General features: G+C 60.0%; 22 protein-coding genes. 9 read left to right on the plus strand and 13 right to left on the minus strand.

All coding sequences use genetic code 11. The annotated features are described in order from the left end of the window. The first annotated feature begins 127 nt into the window (after nt 1-127). Nucleotides 128-2,311: a YccS family putative transporter gene (gene yccS / locus AAEZ05_RS00725; RefSeq protein ID WP_045059874.1), complete on the plus strand. Its 2,184-nt coding sequence runs from the start codon at nt 128-130 to the stop codon at nt 2,309-2,311. A 21-nt stretch (nt 2,312-2,332) separates the two neighbouring features. Here the strand turns inward: yccS and AAEZ05_RS00730 are convergent, their stop codons facing one another. Beyond that, nucleotides 2,333-3,070, minus strand: coding sequence for a substrate-binding periplasmic protein (locus tag AAEZ05_RS00730; RefSeq protein ID WP_350646443.1), 738 nt, complete (start codon nt 3,068-3,070; stop codon nt 2,333-2,335). Nucleotides 3,071-3,238: 168 nt separating this feature from the next. On the opposite strand from AAEZ05_RS00730, the gene AAEZ05_RS00735 reads away from it, so the two are divergent. Then, complete coding sequence (locus AAEZ05_RS00735; RefSeq protein WP_045059872.1) at nt 3,239-3,691, plus strand: GNAT family N-acetyltransferase; 453 nt, start codon at nt 3,239-3,241, stop codon at nt 3,689-3,691. Between the two features lie 119 nt (nt 3,692-3,810). Here the strand turns inward: AAEZ05_RS00735 and AAEZ05_RS00740 are convergent, their stop codons facing one another. Genes AAEZ05_RS00740 through AAEZ05_RS00750 form a run of 3 tightly spaced genes read right to left on the minus strand, consistent with a single transcriptional unit; the run spans nt 3,811 to nt 6,812 of the window. After that, complete coding sequence (locus AAEZ05_RS00740) at nt 3,811-4,101, minus strand: winged helix-turn-helix domain-containing protein (RefSeq protein ID WP_045059871.1); 291 nt, start codon at nt 4,099-4,101, stop codon at nt 3,811-3,813. A gap of 50 nt (nt 4,102-4,151) precedes the next feature. Beyond that, nucleotides 4,152-4,643, minus strand: coding sequence for a M48 metallopeptidase family protein (locus AAEZ05_RS00745; protein ID WP_045059870.1), 492 nt, complete (start codon nt 4,641-4,643; stop codon nt 4,152-4,154). Nucleotides 4,644-4,688: 45 nt separating this feature from the next. Beyond that, complete coding sequence (locus AAEZ05_RS00750) at nt 4,689-6,812, minus strand: putative bifunctional diguanylate cyclase/phosphodiesterase (RefSeq protein ID WP_045059869.1); 2,124 nt, start codon at nt 6,810-6,812, stop codon at nt 4,689-4,691. A gap of 321 nt (nt 6,813-7,133) precedes the next feature. Between AAEZ05_RS00750 and AAEZ05_RS00755 the strand changes: the two genes are divergently transcribed. Beyond that, nucleotides 7,134-7,802, plus strand: coding sequence for a polysaccharide lyase family 7 protein (locus tag AAEZ05_RS00755; RefSeq protein WP_205892064.1), 669 nt, complete (start codon nt 7,134-7,136; stop codon nt 7,800-7,802). A 129-nt stretch (nt 7,803-7,931) separates the two neighbouring features. Here the strand turns inward: AAEZ05_RS00755 and fba are convergent, their stop codons facing one another. The 6 genes from fba to tkt form a co-directional block, all read right to left on the minus strand. Beyond that, the gene (gene fba, locus AAEZ05_RS00760; RefSeq protein ID WP_008151974.1) at nt 7,932-8,996 is read right to left on the minus strand and encodes a class II fructose-bisphosphate aldolase; all 1,065 of its coding nucleotides are present in this window, start codon (nt 8,994-8,996) and stop codon (nt 7,932-7,934) included. 218 nt (nt 8,997-9,214) lie between these two features. After that, nucleotides 9,215-9,544, minus strand: a complete 330-nt coding sequence (locus tag AAEZ05_RS00765) for an MliC family protein (protein ID WP_045059867.1) — start codon at nt 9,542-9,544, stop codon at nt 9,215-9,217. A gap of 56 nt (nt 9,545-9,600) precedes the next feature. After that, nucleotides 9,601-9,822 carry a lipoprotein gene (locus tag AAEZ05_RS00770; protein WP_045059866.1) on the minus strand — a complete coding sequence of 74 codons (222 nt, stop codon included), beginning with the start codon at nt 9,820-9,822 and terminating at the stop codon, nt 9,601-9,603. Nucleotides 9,823-9,857: 35 nt separating this feature from the next. Continuing rightward, nucleotides 9,858-11,021 (minus strand): phosphoglycerate kinase, encoded by a 1,164-nt coding sequence (locus AAEZ05_RS00775; protein WP_045059865.1) that lies wholly within the window; start codon nt 11,019-11,021, stop codon nt 9,858-9,860. Nucleotides 11,022-11,038: 17 nt separating this feature from the next. Next, nucleotides 11,039-12,103: an erythrose-4-phosphate dehydrogenase gene (gene epd / locus AAEZ05_RS00780; protein WP_045059864.1), complete on the minus strand. Its 1,065-nt coding sequence runs from the start codon at nt 12,101-12,103 to the stop codon at nt 11,039-11,041. A 154-nt stretch (nt 12,104-12,257) separates the two neighbouring features. Beyond that, nucleotides 12,258-14,255 carry a transketolase gene (gene tkt, locus AAEZ05_RS00785; RefSeq protein ID WP_045059863.1) on the minus strand — a complete coding sequence of 666 codons (1,998 nt, stop codon included), beginning with the start codon at nt 14,253-14,255 and terminating at the stop codon, nt 12,258-12,260. Nucleotides 14,256-14,528: 273 nt separating this feature from the next. Here tkt and AAEZ05_RS00790 point away from each other — a divergent pair, with 273 nt between their 5' ends. From AAEZ05_RS00790 to AAEZ05_RS00805, 4 genes are all read left to right on the plus strand, one after another. Further along, nucleotides 14,529-15,524 (plus strand): ArsR/SmtB family transcription factor, encoded by a 996-nt coding sequence (locus AAEZ05_RS00790; RefSeq protein ID WP_045059862.1) that lies wholly within the window; start codon nt 14,529-14,531, stop codon nt 15,522-15,524. An 18-nt stretch (nt 15,525-15,542) separates the two neighbouring features. Beyond that, nucleotides 15,543-16,733, plus strand: a complete 1,191-nt coding sequence (metK, locus tag AAEZ05_RS00795; protein WP_045059861.1) for a methionine adenosyltransferase — start codon at nt 15,543-15,545, stop codon at nt 16,731-16,733. Nucleotides 16,734-16,941: 208 nt separating this feature from the next. After that, entirely contained in the window at nt 16,942-18,609 is a 1,668-nt protein-coding gene (gene ligB / locus AAEZ05_RS00800; protein WP_350598851.1) for an NAD-dependent DNA ligase LigB, read from the plus strand. Between the two features lie 99 nt (nt 18,610-18,708). Next, nucleotides 18,709-19,104, plus strand: coding sequence for a DUF1090 domain-containing protein (locus AAEZ05_RS00805; protein WP_045059859.1), 396 nt, complete (start codon nt 18,709-18,711; stop codon nt 19,102-19,104). Nucleotides 19,105-19,186: 82 nt separating this feature from the next. Here the strand turns inward: AAEZ05_RS00805 and AAEZ05_RS00810 are convergent, their stop codons facing one another. Continuing rightward, nucleotides 19,187-19,636 carry a c-type cytochrome gene (locus AAEZ05_RS00810; RefSeq protein WP_205892063.1) on the minus strand — a complete coding sequence of 150 codons (450 nt, stop codon included), beginning with the start codon at nt 19,634-19,636 and terminating at the stop codon, nt 19,187-19,189. A gap of 127 nt (nt 19,637-19,763) precedes the next feature. On the opposite strand from AAEZ05_RS00810, the gene mltA reads away from it, so the two are divergent. Next, on the plus strand, nt 19,764-20,936 hold the full coding sequence (mltA, locus tag AAEZ05_RS00815; protein ID WP_350646444.1) for a murein transglycosylase A: 1,173 nt from the start codon (nt 19,764-19,766) through the stop codon (nt 20,934-20,936). A gap of 126 nt (nt 20,937-21,062) precedes the next feature. On the opposite strand, the gene AAEZ05_RS00820 is transcribed toward mltA, so the two are convergent. Both AAEZ05_RS00820 and AAEZ05_RS00825 read right to left on the minus strand, forming a co-directional pair. After that, nucleotides 21,063-21,446 (minus strand): MAPEG family protein, encoded by a 384-nt coding sequence (locus tag AAEZ05_RS00820; protein WP_122841172.1) that lies wholly within the window; start codon nt 21,444-21,446, stop codon nt 21,063-21,065. A 39-nt stretch (nt 21,447-21,485) separates the two neighbouring features. Beyond that, the gene (locus AAEZ05_RS00825) at nt 21,486-22,319 is read right to left on the minus strand and encodes an EamA family transporter (RefSeq protein ID WP_350646445.1); all 834 of its coding nucleotides are present in this window, start codon (nt 22,317-22,319) and stop codon (nt 21,486-21,488) included. A gap of 308 nt (nt 22,320-22,627) precedes the next feature. On the opposite strand from AAEZ05_RS00825, the gene AAEZ05_RS00830 reads away from it, so the two are divergent. Then, on the plus strand, nt 22,628-23,797 hold the full coding sequence (locus AAEZ05_RS00830) for an MFS transporter (RefSeq protein ID WP_045059854.1): 1,170 nt from the start codon (nt 22,628-22,630) through the stop codon (nt 23,795-23,797). The last annotated feature ends 49 nt before the right edge of the window (nt 23,798-23,846 follow it).

The following is a 23,846-nucleotide window of genomic DNA, read 5'->3' on the forward strand; positions in this document are numbered from 1 at the left end:
AGCTCCTACGGGACCGTGTTCTGCCGGACAAGGAACAGATTTTGCTGTCAGATGTGATCGACGCCATTGCGTCAACGTCATTACTGGCTCAATTTAGCGTCATTGCCTCGGAAGGCCTTCGCACTTCATGCCATCAAGTTCATTTCGTCAGTCTCTGCGCCGCCTCTGGGCACTGGATAAATTCAGCTACAGCGTGCGGGTGTTCATTGCCCTGACCGGCAGCATGGCGCTGTGCTGGTATCAAGATGAAATGGGCCTGCTGATTCCACTGTTCCTGGGGATCATCGCCAGCGCCCTGGCCGAGACCGACGACAGTTGGCAAGGCCGCCTCAATGCCCTGGCGGTTACGCTGGTGTGCTTCAGTGTTGCCGCACTCTCGGTCGAGCTGCTGTTCCCCTATCCCATTGTCTTTGTCATCGCCCTGGCCCTCGCCAGCTTCGGCCTGACCATGCTCGGCGCCTTGGGCGAACGCTATGGGGCGATTGCCTCGGCGACCCTGATTCTGTCGGTCTACACCATGATCGGCGTGGACCAGCGCGGGGGCGCGGTCACCGATTTCTGGCATGAACCGCTGCTGCTGGTGGCCGGTGCGGCATGGTACGGCCTGCTCTCGGTGCTGTGGCAGGCGATGTTTTCCAATCAGCCAGTGCAACAGAGCCTGGCGCGACTGTTCCGTGAACTGGGTTTCTACCTGAAGCTGAAATCTTCGCTGTTCGAACCGATACGGCAAATGGACGTGGAAGCTCGTCGCCTGGAACTGGCACAGCAGAATGGTCGGGTGGTCGCCGCCCTCAACGCCGCCAAGGAAATCATCCTGCATCGGGTCGGCAATGGTCGCCCCGGCTCGAAAGTCAGCCGCTACCTGAAGCTGTACTTCCTCGCGCAGGACATCCACGAGCGCGCCAGTTCCTCGCATTATCCCTACAACGCCCTGGCGGACGCGTTCTTCCACAGCGACGTGCTGTTCCGTTGCCAGCGTCTGCTGCGCCAGCAAGGCAAAGCCTGCCGCGCCCTGGCGGAGTCGATCCAGATGCGCCAGCCGTTCGTCTACGACGCCAGTTTCGCCGAGGCCCTGAGCGACCTGCACGCTTCTCTCGAACACCTGCGAGTGCAGAGCAACCCGGCCTGGCGCGGCCTGCTGCGCTCGCTGCGGGCGTTGGCGGCCAATCTCGGCACCCTCGACCGCCTGCTCAGCGACGCGAGTAATCCCGACGCCCTGGCCGACGCCACCGACAGCAGCCTGCTCGACCGTTCGCCCCGCAGCCTCAAGGATGTCTGGATTCGTCTGCGCACGCAGCTGACACCCACCTCGTTGCTGTTCCGCCACGCCTTGCGATTGCCCCTGGCCTTGAGTATCGGCTACGGCATGGTGCATTTGATCCACCCGTCCCAGGGTTACTGGATCATCCTCACGACACTGTTTGTCTGTCAGCCCAACTATGGCGCCACCCGGCGCAAGCTCGGTCAGCGGATTATCGGCACTGCCATTGGCCTGACCGTGGCCTGGGCGCTGTTCGACCTGTTTCCCAACCCGCTGGTGCAGTCGTGCTTCGCGATCGCCGCAGGCGTGGTGTTCTTTATCAACCGCACCACCCGCTACACCCTGGCAACCGCCGCGATCACCCTGATGGTGTTGTTCTGCTTCAATCAGGTCGGCGACGGTTACGGTTTGTTCCTGCCCCGGCTGTTCGATACCTTGCTGGGCAGCCTGATCGCCGGCCTGGCGGTGTTCCTGTTCCTGCCGGACTGGCAGGGTCGACGCCTGAACCAAGTCCTGGCCAACACCCTCACCTGCAACAGCATCTATCTGCGTCAGATCATGCAGCAGTATGCCGCCGGCAAGAGCGATGACCTGGCCTATCGCCTGGCCCGACGCAATGCCCACAACGCCGATGCGGCCCTGTCCACGACATTGGCCAATATGCTGATGGAGCCTGGGCATTTCCGTAAGGAGGCCGATGTCGGCTTCCGCTTCCTGGTGCTCTCGCACACCTTGCTCAGTTATCTGTCCGGCCTCGGCGCCCACCGCGAGACGCTGTTGCCGGCGGAGATGCGCGAGTACTTGATCGAGGGCGCCGGCATCAAGCTGGCCGCCAGCATCGACGAAATCGCCCAGGGTCTGGCAAGCAAGACGCCCATCGCAATTCAGAGCGATGAAGAAGAAGCGCTGGCCAATGAGCTCGAACAGATGCCGGACGAGATCGATGAAGGGCAGCGCCTGGTGCAGACTCAATTGGCACTGATCTGCCGTCAGCTCGGGCCGTTACGGACCTTGGCGGCGCATTTGATCAAGGACGGCAGCGAAGTTTGAAGCCTGGAGCGGCCTCCGCCTTCACATGCCATGCTGCTTGAACAACCGCGCATAGCTTCCATCCGCCTTCATTGCCGCAATCTCCCGATCGAATCCCGCAACGATCTGCTCATGCTGGGGGTTCTTCAGGCTGACCAGGATATGCAGGCTGTTCTCGCTCAAAGGCTTGGGCAGGAACTCCACTGAGTTGCGTACCTTGGCGGATTCGCGCGACAGGTAGTAACGCGCCACGAACTCATCTTCCAGCGTGAGTTTTACCCGGTCGGCAGCGAGCATCCGCACCGCCATGGCAAAGCTGTGCACCGGGACTTTCTGCAGCGACACATCGTCGTCGAATGCCCTGGAATAGGCGTAACCCCGCACCACCGCGATCGGGTAGGTGTGCAGCTGCTGCAGGTTGTTGTATTCGATGGGGGCGTCTTTGCGCTTGATGAAGCGCACCCGGTTCAACAGATACTCACTGGAAAATTGCCCGATCCGGGTGCGTTCCTCGTTGTACCAGGCATTGACCAGCACGTCATAACGCCCCTCGCCAACCCCGAGCATGGCCCGCGCCCAAGGCACCTGCTCGAAGTCGCTGGCGTAACCGGCGCGCGCCAATGCAGTGCTGACAATGTCTGTGGCCAAGCCGCCATTGATCAGCGTGGCATCGGTAAACGGCGGCCAGGCATCCGCCACCAGCCGCAGCTTTTCCGCCTGAGCATTCTGAAACAACAACAGCAATCCGATCAGAACAAAGGCATGAGGCACTCGCGGCATGCTGGAAAATCCTTGGCGGGCGGGCTGTCATCGAAGATTACACAAAGAAGAGTGAGCCGCACGAATTGAATGATGGCATTTTGGCCTTTGTCACAGAATTCTGCGTCATCAAGACATCTTCCCTCAGGGCGCTTAGTATCAGAGCAACGTTGAACAAGGAATTTGAAGATGACAGTTGAATGGGTCTGCAAACACCATAGCGATCTGGGTAAAGAGCAGCTGTACGCCATCTTGCAACTGCGGGCGGAAGTCTTCGTGGTCGAGCAGAAGTGTGTGTACCAGGACATCGATGGCCAGGACCTGGAAGGCGACACCCGCCATCTCATGGCCTGGAGCGACGACCGGCTGGTGGCCTATCTGCGCCTGCTCGACCCGGAGCTGCAGGGCGGCGATGTAGTGATCGGGCGGGTGATCATTGCACCTCAGGTGCGCGGCACCGGGCTGGGTCATGACCTGATGGCCCAGGCGCTGAAACAGGCAGAAAAGCATTGGCCGGATATGCCGATCTATCTCTCGGCCCAGGCGCATTTGCAGGGGTATTATGGGCGGTACGGGTTTGTGGTGGCAGGTGAAGAATACCTGGAGGATGACATTCCACACATAGGCATGCGTCGTCCTTAGGATAGTCGCGAGCAAGCCCGCTCCCACAGTTTTTTGCCAGGGTTCGGGACCTGCGGCGTTGCGCACATCATTTTGGGAGCGGGCTTGCTCACGAAGAGGTCAGCACCAGCACCGCACAATCAGGGATACTCAAGCACCGCCTTGACCTGCTGCAAATTGCGCTCAATCCACCCCCGATCAATCGCCCCCCAATCGCGAATGCGATAGCGGCCGGCATGATTGCGCGCGCCCTCCTCCTGCTCGAACTCGCAGACGATATCCAGGTCGGCCAGCGCTGCGATGGTGTCCTGCGCCGTACGCCGGGGCATGCCTGTTGACTCGGTCAGCGCCGGAACGCTGCTGGCGAGTCCGCTGTCGATCAGGTAGGCCACGTACAGGCGGCGATAGAAACTGGTTTTGGTCTTGCTCACGTTCGGTCCTTGTTATTGGAAGATCAGAGAATCGCAGCCTTCGGCAGCTCCTACAGCATATCCCGCCAAGTCAGGTACACCCGCAGGTCAAACTCCACCTGGTGATACCCAGGCAACATGTGTTCACACAACTTGTAGAAAGCCTTGTTGTGATCCGATTCCTTGAAGTGCGCCAGTTCGTGCACCACGATCATCTTCAGGAACTCGGACGGAGCCTCCTTGAACAACGAAGCCACCCGGATCTCTTTCTTCGCCTTGAGCTTGCCGCCCTGCACTCGGGAAATGGTGGTGTGCAGGCCGAGGGCGCGATGGGTCAGGTCCAGACGGTTGTCGAACAGCACCTTGTCGATCGCAGGGGCGTTACGCAGGTATTCCTGCTTGAGGTCCAGCGCATAGGTGTACAGCGCCTTGTCGCTCTGCACACCATGTTTGTCCGGGTAGCGCCGGGTCAGGTACTCGCCCAGCCGCTTCTCGGCGATCAGCTGGCGAACCTGATCCTGCAGCGCGGCGGGATAGGCCTGGAGGTATTTCAACGCGGTCATGAAAAGGGCAACATCAATGACGAACAGGCCGCCAGTGTAGCGAATTCACGATGCCAGCGTGTTCCAGTCGAACGGCAGGACAAATTCGCCGACGTCCTCGGCCACCATCGGTCGCGCTACCAGGAAGCCCTGCACATATTCGCAACCGTGCGCCTGCAGCCATTCATATTGCGCGACGGTTTCCACGCCTTCGGCAATGACCAGAATCCCGTACTGGCGGCACAAATCAATCACATTGCTCACCAATGCCGCATCCCGGGACGACTGCGGCAACCGGGCGATCAGATGCCTGTCGATTTTCAAGGTGTCCAGCTCCAGGTCGCGCAGATTCGACAACGAACATGCGCCAGAGCCGAAGTCATCCAAAGCGACCCGCACCCCCAGGTTGCGCAGCAAACGCAGTTGCTTGCGAGTTTCCTCGGGGTTTTGTGCCAACGCCGCCTCGGTGACTTCGACTTCCAGATGGCGAGGCTTGAGCCCATGACGCTCCAGCACCTGGCGCAACTCAGTGGCCAGGTTCGGCATGCCGAACTGGGTACTGCTCAAACTCACTCCCAGCACCAGGTCCTCGGCAAACACGGCTTCCCACGCCTTGCGCTGTCCCGCACCGCGCTGGTAGATCCAGCTGCCCAGGCGACTGATCAGCCGCGCTTCTTCCAGCAACGGCAAAAACAGCCCGGGCGGCACGTCACCAACGCTGGGGTGCTGCCAGCGCAACAGGGCTTCGAACCCGCGAATCTGCCCACCGTTAATGGCCACCTGGGGCTGGTAGACCAGGTTGAAATCACGGTTCTCGATGGCGTCGCGCACGCTCTCCTCAAGCATCAATCGTGAGCGCGCGCGGCCGTTCATTTCATGGTCATAAAAGCGGTACTGCTGGCGACCGGCACGCTTGGCTTCGTACATGGCGATGTCCGCCGCACGCAACAAACCATCAAGGTTGGAACCGCAGTCCGGGAATGTGGCGATGCCGATACTGGCACCCAGCGCGACGTCCAGGCCATCAATCTGCTGACAGACCGAGACCCGCTCGATCAGCTTTTCGGCGATCCGCGCTGCCTGCTCGGGAAACTCCAGGTCCAGCAGCGCTGTGAACTCGTCGCCGCCCATGCGGGCGAGAATATCCAAGGGTTGCAAACAGGCCTTCAATTGCTCGGAAACCCAGCGCAGCACCCTGTCCCCGGCATCATGACCGAGCGAATCGTTCACCCGCTTGAAGCCATCAAGGTCCAGGTACAACAACACCCACGCGCTGTCGGAGCGCTCACCGCGCAGCAGCAGATTCTCAACCGTCTGATAGAAACCTCGACGATTAAGCAGCCCCGTAAGGGGGTCGGTAATGGCCTGAAACTCCAGTTGCTTATGCAGATGGCGCACCACTGACATGTCGAGCACCGTCACCACCATAGCGCGCTGTTCAGCAGGCAATGGTGCACAGGACAGCGCAACCGGCACCTGCTGATTGGGGGCCGTTCGCAGCAGCGCATCGTGCAGACGCAGGGTTTCACCGCGCCTGTAGCCGGCCAGCAGTTCGGAATCGGCCCACAGGGCAATATGCGGTTTTTGCAGGAAATCCAGAAACTCCTTGCCCTCCAGTTCCTGCACAGTAGCACTGAGCATCCGCGACATCGCCGGATTCGCAAAGCGAATCAGACCGCCCTCATCGACCACCAGAATGCCTTCGGCGGCGTTATCCAGCACCGACGCATTAAACGCGCGAGCGAGTTCCAGATCGTGGCTCAGGCGTTGCAGCGCCCGGCGATTGCGTTGATGCTCGAGCAGCGCCTGAACTTTTGGCTTGAGAATCTGCGGGTCGAAGGGTTTAAACAGGTAATCCACCGCGCCGCTGGCATAGCCCTTGAGCACGGCGTCCTGAGACTGTTCGTTGGCCGTGAGGAAGATGATCGGGGTAAGACGGGTTCGCTGACTGCCCCGCATCAACTGCGCGACCTCAAAACCGTCCATGCCTGGCATCTGCACATCCAGCAGCACCAGGTCGACATCATGCTCCAGCATCAACCCCAAGGCCTCGAAACCCGAGGTGGCGGTCATGACCTGCCAATCCTCACGTTCGAGCAAGGCCCGCATGCTAATCAGATTTTCCGGGTAATCATCGACGATTAACAGAATCGAATTGCCTTCACCTGGCGTAAGTGGCCCGCATTCCATGCTGCTTCTCTTCGTTCGGGGAGTCAGGCCGGTTTTTTTGAAAAACCGGACAAATACTAAGCCCTCACTCTAGACCTGGATCCAACAAAGCAGTAGCTGTCAGAGCGCCATCATCTAACTAAAGCGTTAATTCACCGACTAACGGTCACGGCTGTAGCCCCCTGAAACCGGGGAAGATGGCTTTTTGACAGGATTTTGACGTCACCCATCTGTCAGTTTTGCGTTAACAAGGCGGGCTTACGCGCTTATAAAGGCCCACCTCCGAGCTGCGTGCCAGAGCGTCTGGTACGTGCGTGCAAGAAAACTGTGGAAGCTTTGTCTATGATCGATCTCGCAACCTGGAACCTGAGTGTTCCTGTCGGCAATCCGCCCTACACCGTTGAAACAGCCAAATTGGTGAAGGGGTTCAAGGATCAATACTTCCACTCCGACACCGGCACATTATTTTTCTGGTCCCCGGTGACCGGTTCACGCACTGAAAATGCCAAATACCCGCGCACTGAACTTCGTGAAACCTATAGCAATGGCACGCTTCGCAACTGGTACTACCCCGACGCCGACAACTCCCTGCGCGCAACCCTGGCGGTCAATCAGGTGCCCAGTTCAGGCAAGTTGGTCATCGGTCAGATCCATGCCTACGACAGCCAGAAACCCATGGTAAAACTCGAATACCAGTACAAGACCAAGACGCAAACCGGGAATATCGTTGCCAAAGTGCGCATGCACCCGGATGACGGCGAAGGTCGGGTCATTACACTGGCGACCGGCATCAAGCTCGACCGGCAGTTTTCCTACCTCATTCACCTCAGCCCCGGCGGCGCATTGGGTATCAGTGCTGCGGGATATCAATGGGACACCAACATCAGCGCCACCTGGCGCGACAAGCCGCTGTATTTCAAGGCGGGTGTTTATGTCCAGGACAATACGGGGTACACCAGCGAAGGTGCCAAGGTGACGTTCAGCAAACTGGATATTGATCACGACAAGTAGCGCGAACACATTCTGTGTTGTGTCGGGGGCCTTGCATGCGCTGGAGCGCAGGACATCCCGGAACCTCGGAACGACAGGCAAAAAAAACCCGCATCGCTGCGGGTTTTTCAGTGCTGACTGAAGCCTGACTCAGTTGACCTTGGCGTTCAACTCGCCCTTCAGGTAACGCTGGTACATACCTTCCAAGGAGATCGGCTTGATCTTCGAAGCGTTGCCGGCAGTGCCGAAGGCTTCGTAGCGCGCAATGCACACGTCGCGCATGGCGGTGACGGTGGCGCCGAAGAATTTACGCGGGTCGAACTCGCTTGGGTTGGTAGCCATCAGGCGACGCATCGCACCAGTGGAAGCCAGGCGCAGGTCAGTGTCGATGTTGACCTTGCGCACGCCATGCTTGATGCCTTCGACGATTTCTTCAACCGGAACGCCGTAGGTTTCTTTAATGTCGCCACCGTACTGGTTGATGATCGCCAGCCAGTCCTGAGGCACCGAAGACGAGCCGTGCATCACCAGGTGAGTGTTGGGGATGCGTTTGTGGATCTCTTTGATACGATCGATCGCCAGCACGTCGCCAGTAGGCGGCTTGGTGAACTTGTAGGCGCCGTGGCTGGTGCCGATGGCAATTGCCAAGGCGTCGACCTGAGTGCGCTTGACGAAGTCAGCAGCTTCTTCCGGGTCGGTCAGCATCTGGCTGTGATCCAGTACGCCTTCGGCCCCGATGCCGTCTTCTTCACCGGCCATGCCGGTTTCCAGGGAGCCCAGGCAACCTAACTCGCCCTCAACCGAAACACCGCAGGCGTGAGCCATGGCAACGGTTTGCTGGGTGACGCGAATGTTGTAGTCGTAGTCAGTTGGGGTCTTGCCGTCTTCGCCGAGGGAGCCGTCCATCATCACCGAGCTGAAGCCCAGCTGGATCGAGCGCTGGCAGACGTCAGGGCTGGTGCCGTGGTCCTGGTGCATGCACACCGGGATGTGCGGGAATTCTTCGATAGCCGCCAGGATCAGGTGACGCAGGAACGGCGCGCCAGCGTATTTGCGAGCACCGGCCGAAGCCTGGACGATCACCGGGGAGTCAGTCTTGTCAGCGGCTTCCATGATGGCGCGCATCTGCTCAAGGTTGTTGACGTTGAAGGCTGGAACGCCGTAGCCGAACTCGGCTGCGTGGTCCAACATCTGGCGCATGCTGATAAGTGCCATTGTGTGTGTCTCTCCCGGTTTGGGTCGTTAATCGTGCCAGCCTGCCGTAGCGGCGGCGGCTATTCAAGTTATTGCAGATCGGGGGTTGGCCCTGCCTGCGAATTCGGTGTTGCATCGGCCCCCTGTAGGAGCGAGCTTGCTCGCGAAGATGGCCCAGACAGCGCGGGCACTCAGGCACCCAGCGTTATCGTTAACGACCATCGCGAGCAAGCTCGCTCCTACAGATGGCAACCGCGGCCAATCAAATCATTGGTGGCGACCCAGTACACCAGGCCTTCCTCACCTTTCATGTGAAACGCCAGCATGTCGTTGCTGTACAGCGCACCCGAGGCGCCCTGTTCCTGCTTCAGGCGATAGACCTGATCTGCCCCGCCGAGGCGCACATCCACCGCCTCACGGCTGGCATCGGTATAGCGCCACAGCACCTTGGCCTGGCTGTCACAGGTCCAGCTCGTCCAGCTGTCAGTCGGTTGGGCAGGCGTGAACAGGTTGAAATTCGAGCAACCTGCCAGCAGTGCCAATGCCGTAACGGCGATAAAACCTTTCATCCATGTTCCTCGACTGGCGGCACGCGCCGCCAGCGCTGGGTAAAGAGTCAGACCCGTCAAGGGCAACCATGTTCCTTGGCCGGCGTCCGGGTCTCATATTTCTCCAGGCCATCAGGCCCGGAACGCTTGTTGATCACCGGGTTGGTCTCGGCCTGCCAGTCAGCCTGGTAACAGCCTTTTTCCACCTCGGACGGTGCAGGCTCCGGCTTGGCCTTGGGATTACTCCCGCAGGCGGCCAGCGATGCCACGACGACCAACAGCGCCAGTGTCTTGACCATGTGAACACTCCCTTTCCTGGTCAACAGAGCAGACCTCAGGCCTTGGCCCGGCTTTCCAGGACTTCAACCGCCGGCAGCACTTTGCCTTCGACGAATTCGAGGAACGCACCGCCGCCGGTAGAAATGTAGGAGATCTGGTCGGCAACGCCATATTTATCGATAGCGGCCAGGGTATCTCCGCCACCGGCAATGGAGAAGGCCGAGCTTTCGGCGATGGCCTGGGCCAGGACCTTGGTGCCGTTGCCGAACTGGTCGAACTCGAACACGCCCACCGGGCCGTTCCACAGGATGGTTTTGGACGATTTCAGCAACTCGGCGAAATTCGCCGCGGTCTGCGGGCCGATGTCCAGAATCATGTCATCGGCGGCCACGTCGGCGATCAGCTTGACGGTGGCGGTCGCACTTTCGGCGAACTCCTTGGCCACCACCACGTCTACCGGCAGCGGCACGCTGACCTTGGCGGCGATTGCGCGAGCGGTGTCCAGCAGGTCCGGCTCGTACAGGGATTTACCAACCGGATGGCCGGCTGCGGCCAGGAACGTGTTGGCAATGCCGCCGCCGACGATCAGCTGGTTGCAGATCTGGCTCAGGCTGTTGAGTACGTCGAGCTTGGTCGACACCTTCGAGCCGGCGACGATGGCGGCCATTGGCTGGGCTGGTGCACCCAGGGCTTTGCCCAGTGCGTCCAGTTCAGCAGCGAGCAGCGGACCTGCAGCGGCGACTTTGGCGAATTTGGCCACGCCATGGGTCGAACCTTCGGCTCTGTGAGCGGTGCCGAAGGCGTCCATCACGAACACGTCGCACAGTGCGGCGTATTGCTGGGCCAGTTCGTCAGCGTTCTTTTTCTCGCCCTTGTTGAAGCGCACGTTTTCGAACAACACGATGTCGCCGGCCTTGACCTCAACGCCGCCCAGGTAATCGGCAACCAGTGGCACTTCGCGGCCCAGGGCCTTGCTCAGGTAATCGGCGACTGGCTTGAGGCTGTTCTCGGCCGAGAACTCGCCTTCGGTCGGACGGCCAAGGTGCGAGCAGACCATCACGGCTGCACCTTTCTCCAGGGCCAGCTTGATGGTCGGCAGCGAGGCCAGGATTCGCGCATCGCTGGTGACAACACCGTCCTTGACTGGGACGTTGAGGTCTTCGCGAATCAGTACGCGCTTACCTTGCAGATCGAGGTCGGTCATCTTCAACACGGTCATGGGTCGCATTTCCTGAGTTACGGCTTTTGAGAAGCAGAGAGTGGAGAAGCTGCTTGCAGATAGTGCTCTGCAACGTCCAGCATTCGGTTGGCAAAACCCCATTCGTTGTCGAACCAGGCCAGGATGTTCACCAGCTTGGGGCCGGAGACCCGAGTCTGACTGGCATCGACGATGGCAGAATGTGGGTCGTGGTTGAAATCACAGCTTGCGTGAGGCAACTCGGTATAGGCGAGCAAGCCCTTGAGCGGACCGCTGGTGGCCGCCTCGCGCAGGATCCGGTTGATCTCGGTGGCATCAGTAGCGGTAGCGGTCTGCATCGTAATGTCGAGGCAGGAGACGTTTACCGTCGGCACCCGCACGGCTTTGGCCTGAATTCTGCCGGCAAGTTCCGGCAACAGGCGTTCGATGCCACGCGCCAGACCAGTGGACACCGGAATCACCGACTGAAACGCCGAACGGGTGCGGCGCAGGTCTTCGTGGTGATAGGCGTCGATCACTGGCTGATCGTTCATCGCCGAGTGAATGGTGGTGATCGACACGTAATCCAGGCCAATCGCCTTGTCCAGCAGGCGCAACAGCGGCACGCCGCAGTTGGTGGTGCAGGACGCGTTGGACACCAGCAGCTCGGCGCCGGTCAGGCAATCCTGGTTCACACCGTAGACGATAGTGGCGTCAACGTCGGCCTCGCTGGCCATCGGCTGGGAAAACAGCACCCGCGGCGCACCGGCATTGAGGAAACGCTGGCCATCCTCGCGGGTGTGGTAGGCACCGGAGCATTCAAGCACCAGATCGACGTCCAGTGACGCCCAGTCGATGCCTTCGGGCGTAGCACTGCGCAGGACCTTCACGCAGTTGCCATTAATATGCAGACAATCGCCGTCGACTTTCACTTCGCCGGGAAAACGCCCGTGCGTGGAGTCGAAGCGTGTCAGGTATTCGATGCTGGCCATGTCGGCCAGATCGTTGATCGCGACAATCTCAAACCCGGCCTTGTCGCCTCGCTCGAACAACGCACGCAAGACGCAACGACCAATCCGGCCGTAGCCGTTGAGTGCAACTTTGTAAGGACGCGGTTGGGGCATGGGGTTCTCGATAATGTTCGCTAACAACACAACCCCTGTAGGAGCTGCCGAAGGCTGCGATCTTTTGATCTCGAGCTTAAAAACAAGATCAAAAGATCGCAGCCTCCGGCAGCTCCTACAGGGGACGCGGCAGCCTGGGCTACCGCGCACTGCTTTAGTCTTCCAGCAGCTCTTCAGCCTGACCCAGGATGTTTTCCAGGGTAAAACCGAACTCTTCGAACAAGGCAGGGGCAGGCGCCGACTCGCCGTAGGTGGTCATGCCGATGACGCGGCCTTCCAGGCCCACGTACTTGTACCAGTAGTCCGCATGCGCGGCTTCGATGGCGATACGGGCGCTGACCTGCAACGGCAATACCGATTGCTTGTAGTCGGCATCCTGGGCATCGAACACGCTGGTGCAAGGCATAGACACCACACGCACATTGCGACCTTGCGCAGTCAGCTTGTCGTACGCCTGAACAGCCAGGCCCACTTCCGAACCAGTGGAAATCAGGATCAGCTCAGGCTCGCCCACGCAGTCCTTCAACACGTAGCCGCCACGGGCGATGTCGGCGATCTGGCCGGCATCACGATCCTGATGCTGCAGGTTCTGACGCGAGAAGATCAGCGCCGAAGGGCCGTCCTTGCGCTCGATTGCCAGTTTCCAGCAAACCGCCGATTCAACGGCATCCGCTGGACGCCAGGTATCGAGGTTCGGGGTGCTGCGCAGGCTGGTCAGTTGCTCGATTGGCTGGTGAGTCGGGCCATCTTCGCCCAGGCCGATGGAGTCGTGGGTGTAGACGAACACCACGCGCTTTTTCATCAGCGAGGCCATGCGCACTGCGTTGCGTGCGTATTCCATGAACATCAGGAAGGTCGCGCCGTAAGGCACCAGACCGCCGTGCAGGGCGACGCCGTTCATGATCGCGCTCATGCCGAATTCGCGAACGCCGTAGTACATGTAGTTGCCGCTGGCGTCTTCGCCGGTGACACCTTTGCAACCTTTCCACAGGGTCAGGTTGGAACCGGCCAGGTCAGCGGAGCCGCCCAGCAGTTCAGGCAACAGCGGACCATAGGCATTCAGGGCGTTCTGGCTGGCCTTGCGGCTGGCGATGGTCTCGCCTTTGGCCGCGACTTCAGCAATGTAGGCCGAGGCTTTTTCGGCGAAGTCAGCTGGCAATTCACCGCTCAGGCGACGAACCAGTTCGTTGGCCAGGTCAGGGAAGGCAGCGGAATAGGCGGCAAAACGCTGATCCCACTCGGCTTCAGCGGCAAGACCGGCTTCCTTGGCATCCCACTCGGCGTAGATGTCAGCCGGGATTTCGAACGGACCGTGGTTCCAGTTCAGCGCGGTGCGGGTCAGAGCGATTTCCGCATCACCCAGCGGGGCACCGTGGCAGTCTTCTTTACCCTGCTTGTTCGGCGAACCGAAGCCGATCGTGGTCTTGCAGCAGATCAGCGTCGGCTGGTCGCTTTTGCGAGCGGTGTCGATGGCCGTCTTGATTTCTTCAGGGTCGTGACCATCGACGTTGCGGATAACCTGCCAGTTATAGGCTTCGAAACGCTTTGGCGTGTCGTCGGTGAACCAGCCTTCGACTTCGCCGTCGATGGAAATACCGTTGTCATCGTAGAAGGCGATCAGCTTGCCCAGGCCCAAAGTACCGGCCAGGGAGCCGACTTCGTGGGAAATGCCTTCCATCATGCAGCCATCACCCAGGAATACGTAGGTGTGGTGATCAACAACGTTGTGGCCCGGACGGTTGAATTGCGCGGCCAGAACTTTTTCTGCCAGAGCAAAACCAACGGCATTGGCCAGGCCTTGGCCCAGTGGACCGGTCGTGGTTTCAACGCCAGGGGTGTAGCCGAATTCCGGGTGGCCCGGGGTGCGGCTGTGCAGTTGGCGGAAGTTTTTCAGGTCATCGATCGACAGGTCGTAGCCGGTCAGGTGCAGCAGCGAGTAGATCAACATCGAGCCATGGCCGTTGGACAGCACGAAGCGGTCACGGTCAGCGAACGATGGATTGCTCGGGTTGTGCTTCAGGTAGTCACGCCAAAGTACTTCGGCGATATCCGCCATACCCATAGGGGCACCGGGATGGCCGCTGTTGGCTTTTTGCACGGCATCCATGCTGAGGGCACGAATGGCGTTGGCACGCTCACGACGGCTGGGCATCGCTGTTCTCCTGCGGATATTGAATCGAGAGTGAATAAAACGAATCGGAAAAAAGGCGAGCATTTTCCCTCACCGACCGGCCTCGGGGCAATGACAGATAGTCATATGAGGACGTTTTTCCCATGACAGGCGGCGGTTTCGCTTGGTGAAACCTTTCCGCTGTACGTTTGTAGAGTAAAGCAGGCGCCGGGAAGTGCCATCTATCGAGCAATATCAAAACTTTTTGATATTGCTCTTGCGGTGTTTTCGACCCGTGACTAGACTGCCGGCCTTATGAATTTACGCGTGCCATCCATTCAACATGACGATTGCGACGAGCTGGCGGCCCTTTGCAAGGCCGGTGGCGATCCTTTGCGTCTGAATGTGTTGCGCGTGCTGGCCAACGATTCGTTTGGCGTACTGGAACTGGCGCAGATTTTCGGCATGGGTCAGTCGGGCATGAGTCACCACCTCAAAGTACTGGCCCAGGCCGAACTGGTGGCGACTCGCCGTGAAGGCAATGCGATTTTCTATCGTCGCGCCCTGCCCCACACTGAACTGCTGGGCGGCAAGCTGCATGCCGCCCTGCTCGAAGAAGTGGATAACCTGACCCTGCCTGCCGATGTGCAGTCGCGGATCGGTCAGGTCCATGGGCAACGAGCAGCTGCCAGCCAGGACTTCTTCTCGCGGGTCGCGGAAAAATTTCGCGCCCAGCAGGACCTGATTGCCGGCTTGCCGCAGTACCGCGACAGCGTGGTAGCACTGCTCGACAAGCTGGGTTTCGGCGAGAGCGCCACGGCGATCGAAGTCGGCCCCGGTGACGGCGCCTTCCTGCCGGAACTGGCGCGGCGTTTCATGCACGTAACGGCACTGGATAACAGCCCGGCCATGCTTGAACTGGCACGCCAGGTCTGTGAACGCGAAGCCCTGGGCAACGTCAGCCTGCAGCTCGCCGATGCGTTGAACGGCGTCAGCCTCACGGCTGATTGCGTTGTATTGAACATGGTACTGCACCATTTTGCCGCGCCGGCTGATGCCCTAAGGCACATGGCCGTTTTGCTGAAACCAGGCGGTAGCCTGTTAGTGACAGAGTTATGTAGCCACAACCAGAGTTGGGCCAAGGAGGCCTGCGGTGATCTCTGGTTGGGGTTTGAACAGGACGATCTGGCCCGTTGGGCCACCGCTGCGGGACTCGTTCCCGGGGAAAGCCTCTATGTAGGCTTACGTAATGGTTTCCAGATTCAGGTCCGCCACTTTCAGCGGCCGGCTGGCGACACTCACCATCGGTAAATTCAGGAAAACATCGAGATGAGCGAATACTCCCTCTTCACCTCCGAGTCCGTGTCTGAAGGGCATCCGGACAAAATCGCCGACCAGATTTCTGATGCGGTGCTGGACGCAATCATTGCTGAAGACAAGTTCGCCCGCGTGGCGTGCGAGACGCTGGTGAAAACGGGCGTGGCGATCATCGCCGGCGAAGTCACCACCTCGGCCTGGGTTGACCTGGAGCAGATCGTTCGTGATGTGATCACCGACATCGGCTACACCAGCTCCGACGTTGGTTTCGACGGTGCGACCTGCGGCGTGATGAACATCATCGGCAAGCAGTCCCCTGACATCAACCAGGGTGTCGACCGTGCCAAGCCTGAAGATCAGGGCGCCGGCGACCAGGGCCTGATGTTCGGCTACGCCAGCAACGAGACCGACGTGCTGATGCCGGCACCAATCACCTTCTCTCACCAGCTGGTACAGCGTCAGGCTGAAGCGCGCAAATCCGGCCTGCTGCCGTGGCTGCGCCCGGACGCCAAGTCCCAGGTCACCTGCCGTTACGAAAATGGCAAAGTCGTGGGCATCGATGCCGTGGTCCTGTCGACCCAGCACAACCCTGAAGTGTCGTACAAAGACCTGCGCGAAGGCGTGATGGAGCTGATCGTCAAGCACGTACTGCCTGCCGAGCTGCTGCACAAGGACACCCAGTTCCACATCAACCCGACTGGCCAGTTCATCATTGGTGGCCCGGTTGGCGACTGCGGCCTGACCGGTCGCAAGATCATCGTCGACACCTACGGCGGCATGGCTCGTCACGGTGGCGGTGCGTTCTCCGGCAAGGATCCTTCCAAGGTTGACCGTTCGGCCGCCTACGCCGGTCGTTACGTGGCCAAGAACATTGTGGCTGCTGGCCTGGCCGAGCGTTGCGAGATTCAGGTTTCCTACGCAATCGGCGTGGCCCAGCCTACGTCGATCTCGCTGAACACCTTTGGCACCGGCAAGATCAGCGATGAGAAAATCATCAACCTGGTGCGTGAAGTGTTCGACCTGCGTCCTTACGCCATCACCACCATGCTCGACCTGCTGCACCCGATGTACCAGGAGACCGCCGCTTACGGCCACTTCGGCCGTACCCCGGAAACCAAGACCGTGGGCGAAGACACCTTCACCACGTTCACCTGGGAAAAAACCGACCGCGCTGACGCCCTGCGTTCCGCTGCTGGTTTGTAAGACTTCCCCGGCGGTACCCGAAGCCCCGCACGGTTCGCCGTGCGGGGCTTTTTTGTGGCTGTGTCTCAAGCTCAGCACTGTGGGAGCGAGCCTGCTCGCGTTGGGGCCGGCCCATTCACCGCGGGAAATACCAGGCAAAACACTCACCCTCCGGGCCTGGCAATACTGACTAATCTTCAACAACCCCCAATGAGCAAGGACGCTCACGATGCGCTTGTTGATCGCTATTCTCCTGACCTTCCTTTCGCTCTCCGTCCACGCAGCCCCATGCCCCGACTGGCCCCCCGGGCGAGCCCAGGAAGAGATCAGCGCCGTGCAAAAACAGATCGACCTGTGGGACGACAGCTACCATCGCCAAGGCCAGTCCATGGTCGCCGACGAACTTTACGATCAAGCCCGCGCTCAACTGACCGACTGGCAGCAATGCTTCAATCTGGACGCGCCGGCAGATCCACTGCGCACCGCAGGTGGCTCGATTCCACACCCCATCCCCCACACCGGCCTGAACAAACTCATTGATGGCGCAGCCATTGAAGACTGGCTGAAAAATCGCAACCAAGTCTGGGTTCAACCCAAGGTCGATGGCGTGGCAGTGAGCCTGGTGTATGAGAAAGGTGTACTGGTGCGCGCGATCAGTCGCGGCAACGGGGTGCAGGGCAAGGACTGGACCGCATCGGCGCGGCGGATTGGCGGCATCCCGCAACAGCTTTCGCAACCCCGGGACCTGGTGGTGCAAGGTGAACTGTATTGGCGCCTGGATGGCCACGTTCAAGCCAGTGCCGGCAGCCTCAATGCTCGGGGCAACGTCGCCGGACTGATGGCGCGCAAACAACTAAGCGCGCAGGACGCCGCAGGCATCGGCCTGTTCGTGTGGGAATGGCCAGAAGGCCCAGCCAGTCTTTCCGCGCGCATTGCCGCCCTGGACGCATTGGGATTCGATAGCACCGCGCCCTTGAGCCACCCGATCGCGGAACTGGCCGACGTCGTGCGCTGGCGTGAGCATTGGTACCGCTCACCCCTGCCTTTCGCCAGCGATGGCATTGTCCTGCGCCAGGACGAGCGCCCCTCTGCCGATCGCTGGCAAGCCAAGGCGCCCTACTGGATCGTGGCCTGGAAATACCCTTTCGCCCAGGCGCTGGCCGAAGTTCGCAAGGTCCATTTCAACATCGGACGCACTGGCCGGATCACTCCAGTGCTGGATGTAGCGCCGATATGGCTCGATGATCGCCAGATCAAGCGCGTCAGCGTCAGTTCCCTGCCACGCTGGCAAGCGCTGGATATCCGCCCTGGCGACCAGGTGTCCATCAGCCTGGCCGGCCTGACCATTCCAAGGCTGGACGGCGTCATACTGCGTAGCGTCGAGCGCGTTCACATGGAGGTTCCAGAAGCTGCGGATTTTCATCAGCTCAGTTGCTGGCAACCCACTCAGGGCTGTCAAAGCCAGTTTCTCGCGCGACTGACCTGGCTCAGCGGCAAGCAAGGGCTGGACATGCCAAACATCGGCCCGGGCACCTGGGAGAAACTTCTGGAAACAGGCCGACTGAAGGGACTGCTGGATTGGTTGACCCTCGATGCTCAAGAGCTTGCTAACATTAACGGTTTCGGCGAGCGCAGCACGGCTCAGCTTTTAAACAGCTTCAACAGCGCCCGACAACGTCCGTTCGCACGCTGGCTCAATGCGTTGGGCATGCCGCCAATCGGTCAGGCACAGCTTGCTGATTCGTGGCGGGAACTGGCGCAACGTGAAACCGAACAATGGCAGGCCCAGGCCGGTATAGGCCCGGGACGCGCGGCGCAATTAAGCGCGTTTTTCCGTGACCCGCAGGTCCTGGCCTTGAGCGAAACATTACGTATGGCGGGCGTTGACGGTTTTTAGCGGCCGGCAATACCGTGCATACGGGAACCCATAGGTGCCGATCCGGCTCAAACGGCCCGTCGTCACACCGACACGATTGCCTTTACACATGGAGCTTTTATGAAATTTCTTTCTCCACTCGCCCTGTTGACGCTTTGCAGCGTCATGGCCGCTCCACTGATGGCCGCTGAAGAGGCTCCCGGCCTGACCGGTTGCGCGGCCAAGAAACAGGGCATCATCAACCAGATCGAACTGGCCAAGTCCCACGGTAATGCTGATCAACAGGCCGGCCTGGAAAAAGCCCTGAGCGAAGTCACCACCCACTGCACCGACGCATCACTGCAGAAAGAACGGGAAAACAAGGTGCTGGACGCCAAGCATGAAGTCAGCAAGCGCCAGGCAGACCTGGACAAGGCCATGAAGAAAGGCGACCCGGAGAAGATCAACAAACGCAAAGACAAGCTCGCCGAGTCCCGCAAGGAATTGCAGGAAGCGCTGGATGAGCTGGATAAATAAATATAAAGAATGACCGAAGCTTTCGGTTGCTCTGACTGGCCTCTTCGCGAGCAAGTCGAATCGTCAGCCAGAGCGCCGCAAATCAGTGATCCCGAAATTCTTTATGGCACGCACTGCAGGCATCTTCGACTTTCTGCACCGCCGGCCCCAGATTGCTGGCTTTGTAGGGTTGAACCTTGCTGGCAACCACCAATTCACCGGTGGCGGCTTCAAGCGTGCGAGCCATTTCCTGGAAGCGTGCCTGTTTCTGCCAGACATCATCCTTGGCGCTGGTGTGATCTTCTTCGCGCACCTGCGGGAAATGTTTCCAGGGCTCATGGGACAAGGCATCGAGCTTCACGGCACCGTCAGCGAACTTCGCGCCATCGAATGGAATGCGACCCCGCAACATGCCACCCAGGTCTTCACCGGTCTTGAGCATCTGTTTGAAAATCGCCTTGCGCTGGCCCAGCGGCGAATTCGGGTCGACGCCGCCACAAGCAGTCAACGTCAGGCAGGCCAGCAATACAACGGAAAGTCTTTTAAGAGTCATGGTGGCTTCAGGTCACGGGAACGGCGGCCAGTATCCTCGCGTCATCCGTAAAGACCAATAGCCCTATTATCAATATGGGTTGTTCGAGCGCATGGAGCACTCAGGCAACCAGCAAAGGAATTACTCCATGATCAGCTGCATCAAGGCATGGCGCCCTCGCCTGTCCTGGACTCTCCCGATAGTCGCCGTGCTCGCCGGCTGCACCGGGGGCGAAAGCACCCCACCCAAAACCCACGCGCTGGCGACTTACTCCAGCGCCACCTGGGAAGCGTTGCCAACGGTGTCGGACAACGACCTGATCGCCGGCTTCGGTTCGTGGCGCAGCGCCTGTAACCGACTCAAGGCCGACGCGGTCTGGGGCGCCACTTGTGCGGCCTCCGCCAACGTCCCGGCAACCGCCAACGAAATCCGCGGATTCCTCAAGCAACACCTGGACGTCTACGGCTTGCGCGCTGCCAATGACAACCCCAACGGCCTGATCACCGGTTACTACGAACCGGTCTACCCTGGCAGCCTGACTCAGACCGCGGTGGCGAATATTCCGGTGTACGGCGTGCCGGAGGACATGATCATTGTCTCGCTGGACAGCATCTATCCGGAACTCAAAGGCAAACGCCTGCGCGGAAGGCTCGAAGGTCGCGTACTCAAGCCCTACGACGATGCAGCCACCATCGAAACCAAAGGGGTGAAGGCACCCGTCGTGGCCTGGCTGACCGACCCGATGAATCTGCAATTCCTGCAGATCCAGGGTTCGGGTCGCATCCAGCTCGATGATGGCCGTCAGTTGCGCATTGCTTACGCCGATCAAAACGGCCACCCCTATCGACCGATCGGCCGCTGGCTGGTGGAACAGGGCGAGCTGAAAAAAGAAGATGTGACGATGGGCGCCATCAGTGATTGGGCCAAGGCCAATCCGGCTCGCATACCGGAACTGCTTGGCAGCAACCCGAGCTACGTGTTTTTCACCCGCAACCCGGACAGCAACGAAGGCCCTCGCGGGTCGCTTAACGTACCGCTCACAGCCGGCTACAGCGCGGCGGTTGATCGCAAGGTGATCCCGCTGGGCAGCCTGTTGTGGCTTTCCACCACCCGACCTGACGGAACGGCGCTGGTTCGACCGGTAGCGGCACAGGATACTGGCGGAGCGATTGCCGGCGAAGTACGCGCGGACCTGTTCTGGGGCACCGGTGAAGCTGCCGGGCAGTTGGCCGGGGATATGAAACAGCAGGGTCAGATCTGGATGTTATGGCCCAAGGGCGCGGCGTTGCCGCAGGTGCCTCAGGTGGCTGACAAACCCTGAGCGCGAACAAAGATAAAGATCGCTGCCTCGTTGCACTCGACAGCTCCTACACAGCTCCTTCAACACAGCTCCTGCAGGGATCTGCGTAGGAGCTGTCGAGGGCACCGAGGCTGCGATCTCTTGATCTTACGCCGACACCACAAACAAACTGATAATCAGGCCCATCCCCACAAACCACACCAACGACCGCAAGATCGCCCAATCTGCCAGGTAGCAGATGATGTAGAGCAAGCGGCTGGTGATAAACAACACCGACAGCACATTGATCGTCACCAGCTCCGCATTGCCGGCCAGGTGCGCCACGATCACCGCAGCTGCAAACGCTGGGGTCACTTCGAAGCTGTTCAGTTGCGCCGCATGCGCGCGTCGACCAAACCCATTCAACGATTCAAGAAAGTCCCGAGGGTCGTGGTTGTCTTTCAACCTGTACCCACCACTGATCTTGGCCACGCCGACGCAGACGTAGGGCAGAAATATCGCGATCAAGATGCACCACAGAGCAACCGTCATAAAGCAGTCCCTTTTCAAGTTCCAGAATTGTTATCAGCGTTAAAACTTCATCACCAGCATGCCGATCAGTACCAGCCCACAGGCTAAGAGCCGCGGCCGGCCGAAAGGTTCTTTCAGGTAGCGCATGCCGAACAGCACCACCAGGATCACACTGATCTCGCGCAACGCCGCCGCTTCGGCAATCGAGCCCAGCTGCATGGCCCACAGCACCAGAGCGTAGCTGAACAACACGCAGAATCCGACTGCCAATCCCAGCCGCCATTGTTCGCGCCAGAACAGCATGAACGCCGGTCGCTTGCGCACCAGTGCCAGCAATGGAAAAGGCCAGGCGCTGATCAGCGTCACCCACACCAGGTAATCCAGTGGATGTGACCAGCGCCGCAAAGCCTGGCCGTCGATGAAGGTGTAGCAGCCAATACACAGGCCGATCAACGCCACCACCGGCAACATCGACCACGGCAGCCGCGCCCCGCCTCCGCCTTGCCACAGCAGGCACAGCATGCCGAGCGGGATCAGCAAGATGCCGAAGATCTGCTGATGGGTCAGTACCTCTCCGGCGAAAAGCAGTGTCAGCGCCAGCACCACCAACGGCGACAATCCGCGCATCAGTGGATACACCAGCCCGAGGTCACCGACCCTGTAAGCCTGGATCAGCAGATAACGATAAAGCAACTCGAAGGCCGCCGACGCAAGAATCCATGGCCAGATCTCCTGCGGCGGCCACTCCACGAAAGGCAACATGACGGCCACGAACAACAGGGCCACGCTGTCCATGCAGGCAACTACCAGCAGCCGTTCGGCGCTGAATTTGATCAAGGTATTCCACGCCGCGTGCAACAGCGCCGCCACTAACACCAAAGCCGTTGCAAGCACGGCATGCTCCTTTTGTGACCCACTCCCCTGTAGGAGCTCGCTCGCGATGGACGTCAACGATAACGCGTGCCTTCCGGATCAACGCATCGCCATCACTTTTTTTTGCGAGCAAGCTCTCTCCTAAGGGAAACGGGAGAATTGATTCGCCATATGTCAGCAGCTGTTTATACTGCAAGCGACCACGCCGCACTCAGTTGCGCACAGACCAATTCCAATAATTTTTGCCCGCGCCCCGCTCTATTCCAGAGCGGTCTCTGGCATGCGTATGCCTGATTACAGCGTCAAGACTACCGACAGAGAACTTGCGCATGCCACTCGCGTTATTCGCCCTCGCTGTTGCCGCATTCGGCATCGGCACCACTGAATTCGTCATCATGGGGCTGCTGCCCGACGTCGCCCGCGACCTTGCGGTAAGCATCCCCCACGCCGGCCTGCTGATCACCGGGTACGCCCTGGGTGTGGTGTTCGGCGCGCCGATCCTCGCGATCGGCACCGCCAACATGCCGCGCAAGGCGACGCTGCTGGGCATGACGCTGATGTTCATTCTCGGCAACATTCTGTGTGCCCTGGCGCCGAACTACGCGACGCTGATGGCCGCTCGCGTGGTCACCGCCCTGTGCCACGGGGCGTTTTTCGGCATTGGTTCGGTGGTGGCCGCCGGCCTGGTAGCACCGAACAAACGTGCCCAGGCGATTGCCATGATGTTTACCGGCCTGACACTGGCCAATGTGTTGGGCGTACCACTGGGCACCGCCCTCGGACAATACGCCGGCTGGCGCTCGACGTTCTGGGCCGTCTCGGTGATTGGCGTGATTGCGGCCATCGCCCAGTGGGCGTGGCTGCCTAAGGACATCGCCATGGACAAGGCCAACCTTGCCAGCGAGTTCAAGGTGCTGGGCAAGGCCAATGTGTTGATGGCGCTGGGCATGAGCGTGTTGGCGTCGACCAGCCTGTTCAGTGTGTTCACCTACATTGCGCCGATCCTGCAGGACATCACTGGCGTCAGCCCCCATGGCGTGACCATCATGCTGCTGTTGTTTGGCGTAGGCCTCACGGCAGGTAGCATGCTCGGCGGCCGGCTGGCGGACAGCCGCCTGCTGCCGTCATTGGTGGGCATGGCACTGGCGGTAGTGGTGGTGCTTGCAGCTTTCACGCAGACCAGCCACTCGGTCATCCCGGCAGCCATCACGCTGGTGCTGTGGGGAATTTTTGCTTTCGCGCTGTGCCCAATCCTGCAACTGCTGATCATCGACCAGGCCCATGAGGCACCGAACCTGGGCTCGACCCTGAACCAGAGCGCATTCAACCTGGGCAACGCCGCCGGCGCCTGGATCGGCGGGCTGGTAGTCGCCAGCGGCGCCGACCTCGCCGACCTGCCCTGGACCGGCGCGCTGGTCAGCGGCCTGACCGTGGTGACGGCGTTGTACTTCATCTACCGGCAACGACGTGAAGCACCGCTGGCCGGCATCACCGACTGACGTATGAAGTCTCCAGGCGAACGTAGAACCCAAGCCCGCCATCCAGGCG

Source organism: Pseudomonas sp. HY13-MNA-CIBAN-0226 (assembly GCF_040310305.1).
GTDB classification, from domain to species: domain Bacteria; phylum Pseudomonadota; class Gammaproteobacteria; order Pseudomonadales; family Pseudomonadaceae; genus Aquipseudomonas; species Aquipseudomonas gregormendelii.

What these genes read in the sequence shown, in the direction of transcription:
- tkt (WP_045059863.1), bottom strand. Translation starts at nt 14,255, where the DNA reads ATGCCCAGCCGTCGTGAGCGTGCCAACGCCATTCGTGCCCTCAGCATG.
- AAEZ05_RS00810 (WP_205892063.1), bottom strand. Translation starts at nt 19,636, where the DNA reads ATGACTCTTAAAAGACTTTCCGTTGTATTGCTGGCCTGCCTGACGTTG.
- AAEZ05_RS00730 (WP_350646443.1), bottom strand. Translation starts at nt 3,070, where the DNA reads ATGCCGCGAGTGCCTCATGCCTTTGTTCTGATCGGATTGCTGTTGTTG.
- epd (WP_045059864.1), bottom strand. Translation starts at nt 12,103, where the DNA reads ATGCCCCAACCGCGTCCTTACAAAGTTGCACTCAACGGCTACGGCCGG.
- yccS (WP_045059874.1), top strand. Translation starts at nt 128, where the DNA reads ATGCCATCAAGTTCATTTCGTCAGTCTCTGCGCCGCCTCTGGGCACTG.
- ligB (WP_350598851.1), top strand. Translation starts at nt 16,942, where the DNA reads ATGCGCTTGTTGATCGCTATTCTCCTGACCTTCCTTTCGCTCTCCGTC.
- AAEZ05_RS00820 (WP_122841172.1), bottom strand. Translation starts at nt 21,446, where the DNA reads ATGACGGTTGCTCTGTGGTGCATCTTGATCGCGATATTTCTGCCCTAC.
- AAEZ05_RS00745 (WP_045059870.1), bottom strand. Translation starts at nt 4,643, where the DNA reads ATGACCGCGTTGAAATACCTCCAGGCCTATCCCGCCGCGCTGCAGGAT.
- AAEZ05_RS00750 (WP_045059869.1), bottom strand. Translation starts at nt 6,812, where the DNA reads ATGGAATGCGGGCCACTTACGCCAGGTGAAGGCAATTCGATTCTGTTA.
- metK (WP_045059861.1), top strand. Translation starts at nt 15,543, where the DNA reads ATGAGCGAATACTCCCTCTTCACCTCCGAGTCCGTGTCTGAAGGGCAT.
- mltA (WP_350646444.1), top strand. Translation starts at nt 19,764, where the DNA reads ATGATCAGCTGCATCAAGGCATGGCGCCCTCGCCTGTCCTGGACTCTC.
- AAEZ05_RS00805 (WP_045059859.1), top strand. Translation starts at nt 18,709, where the DNA reads ATGAAATTTCTTTCTCCACTCGCCCTGTTGACGCTTTGCAGCGTCATG.
- fba (WP_008151974.1), bottom strand. Translation starts at nt 8,996, where the DNA reads ATGGCACTTATCAGCATGCGCCAGATGTTGGACCACGCAGCCGAGTTC.
- AAEZ05_RS00765 (WP_045059867.1), bottom strand. Translation starts at nt 9,544, where the DNA reads ATGAAAGGTTTTATCGCCGTTACGGCATTGGCACTGCTGGCAGGTTGC.
- AAEZ05_RS00735 (WP_045059872.1), top strand. Translation starts at nt 3,239, where the DNA reads ATGACAGTTGAATGGGTCTGCAAACACCATAGCGATCTGGGTAAAGAG.
- AAEZ05_RS00755 (WP_205892064.1), top strand. Translation starts at nt 7,134, where the DNA reads ATGATCGATCTCGCAACCTGGAACCTGAGTGTTCCTGTCGGCAATCCG.
- AAEZ05_RS00775 (WP_045059865.1), bottom strand. Translation starts at nt 11,021, where the DNA reads ATGACCGTGTTGAAGATGACCGACCTCGATCTGCAAGGTAAGCGCGTA.
- AAEZ05_RS00790 (WP_045059862.1), top strand. Translation starts at nt 14,529, where the DNA reads ATGAATTTACGCGTGCCATCCATTCAACATGACGATTGCGACGAGCTG.
- AAEZ05_RS00830 (WP_045059854.1), top strand. Translation starts at nt 22,628, where the DNA reads ATGCCACTCGCGTTATTCGCCCTCGCTGTTGCCGCATTCGGCATCGGC.
- AAEZ05_RS00770 (WP_045059866.1), bottom strand. Translation starts at nt 9,822, where the DNA reads ATGGTCAAGACACTGGCGCTGTTGGTCGTCGTGGCATCGCTGGCCGCC.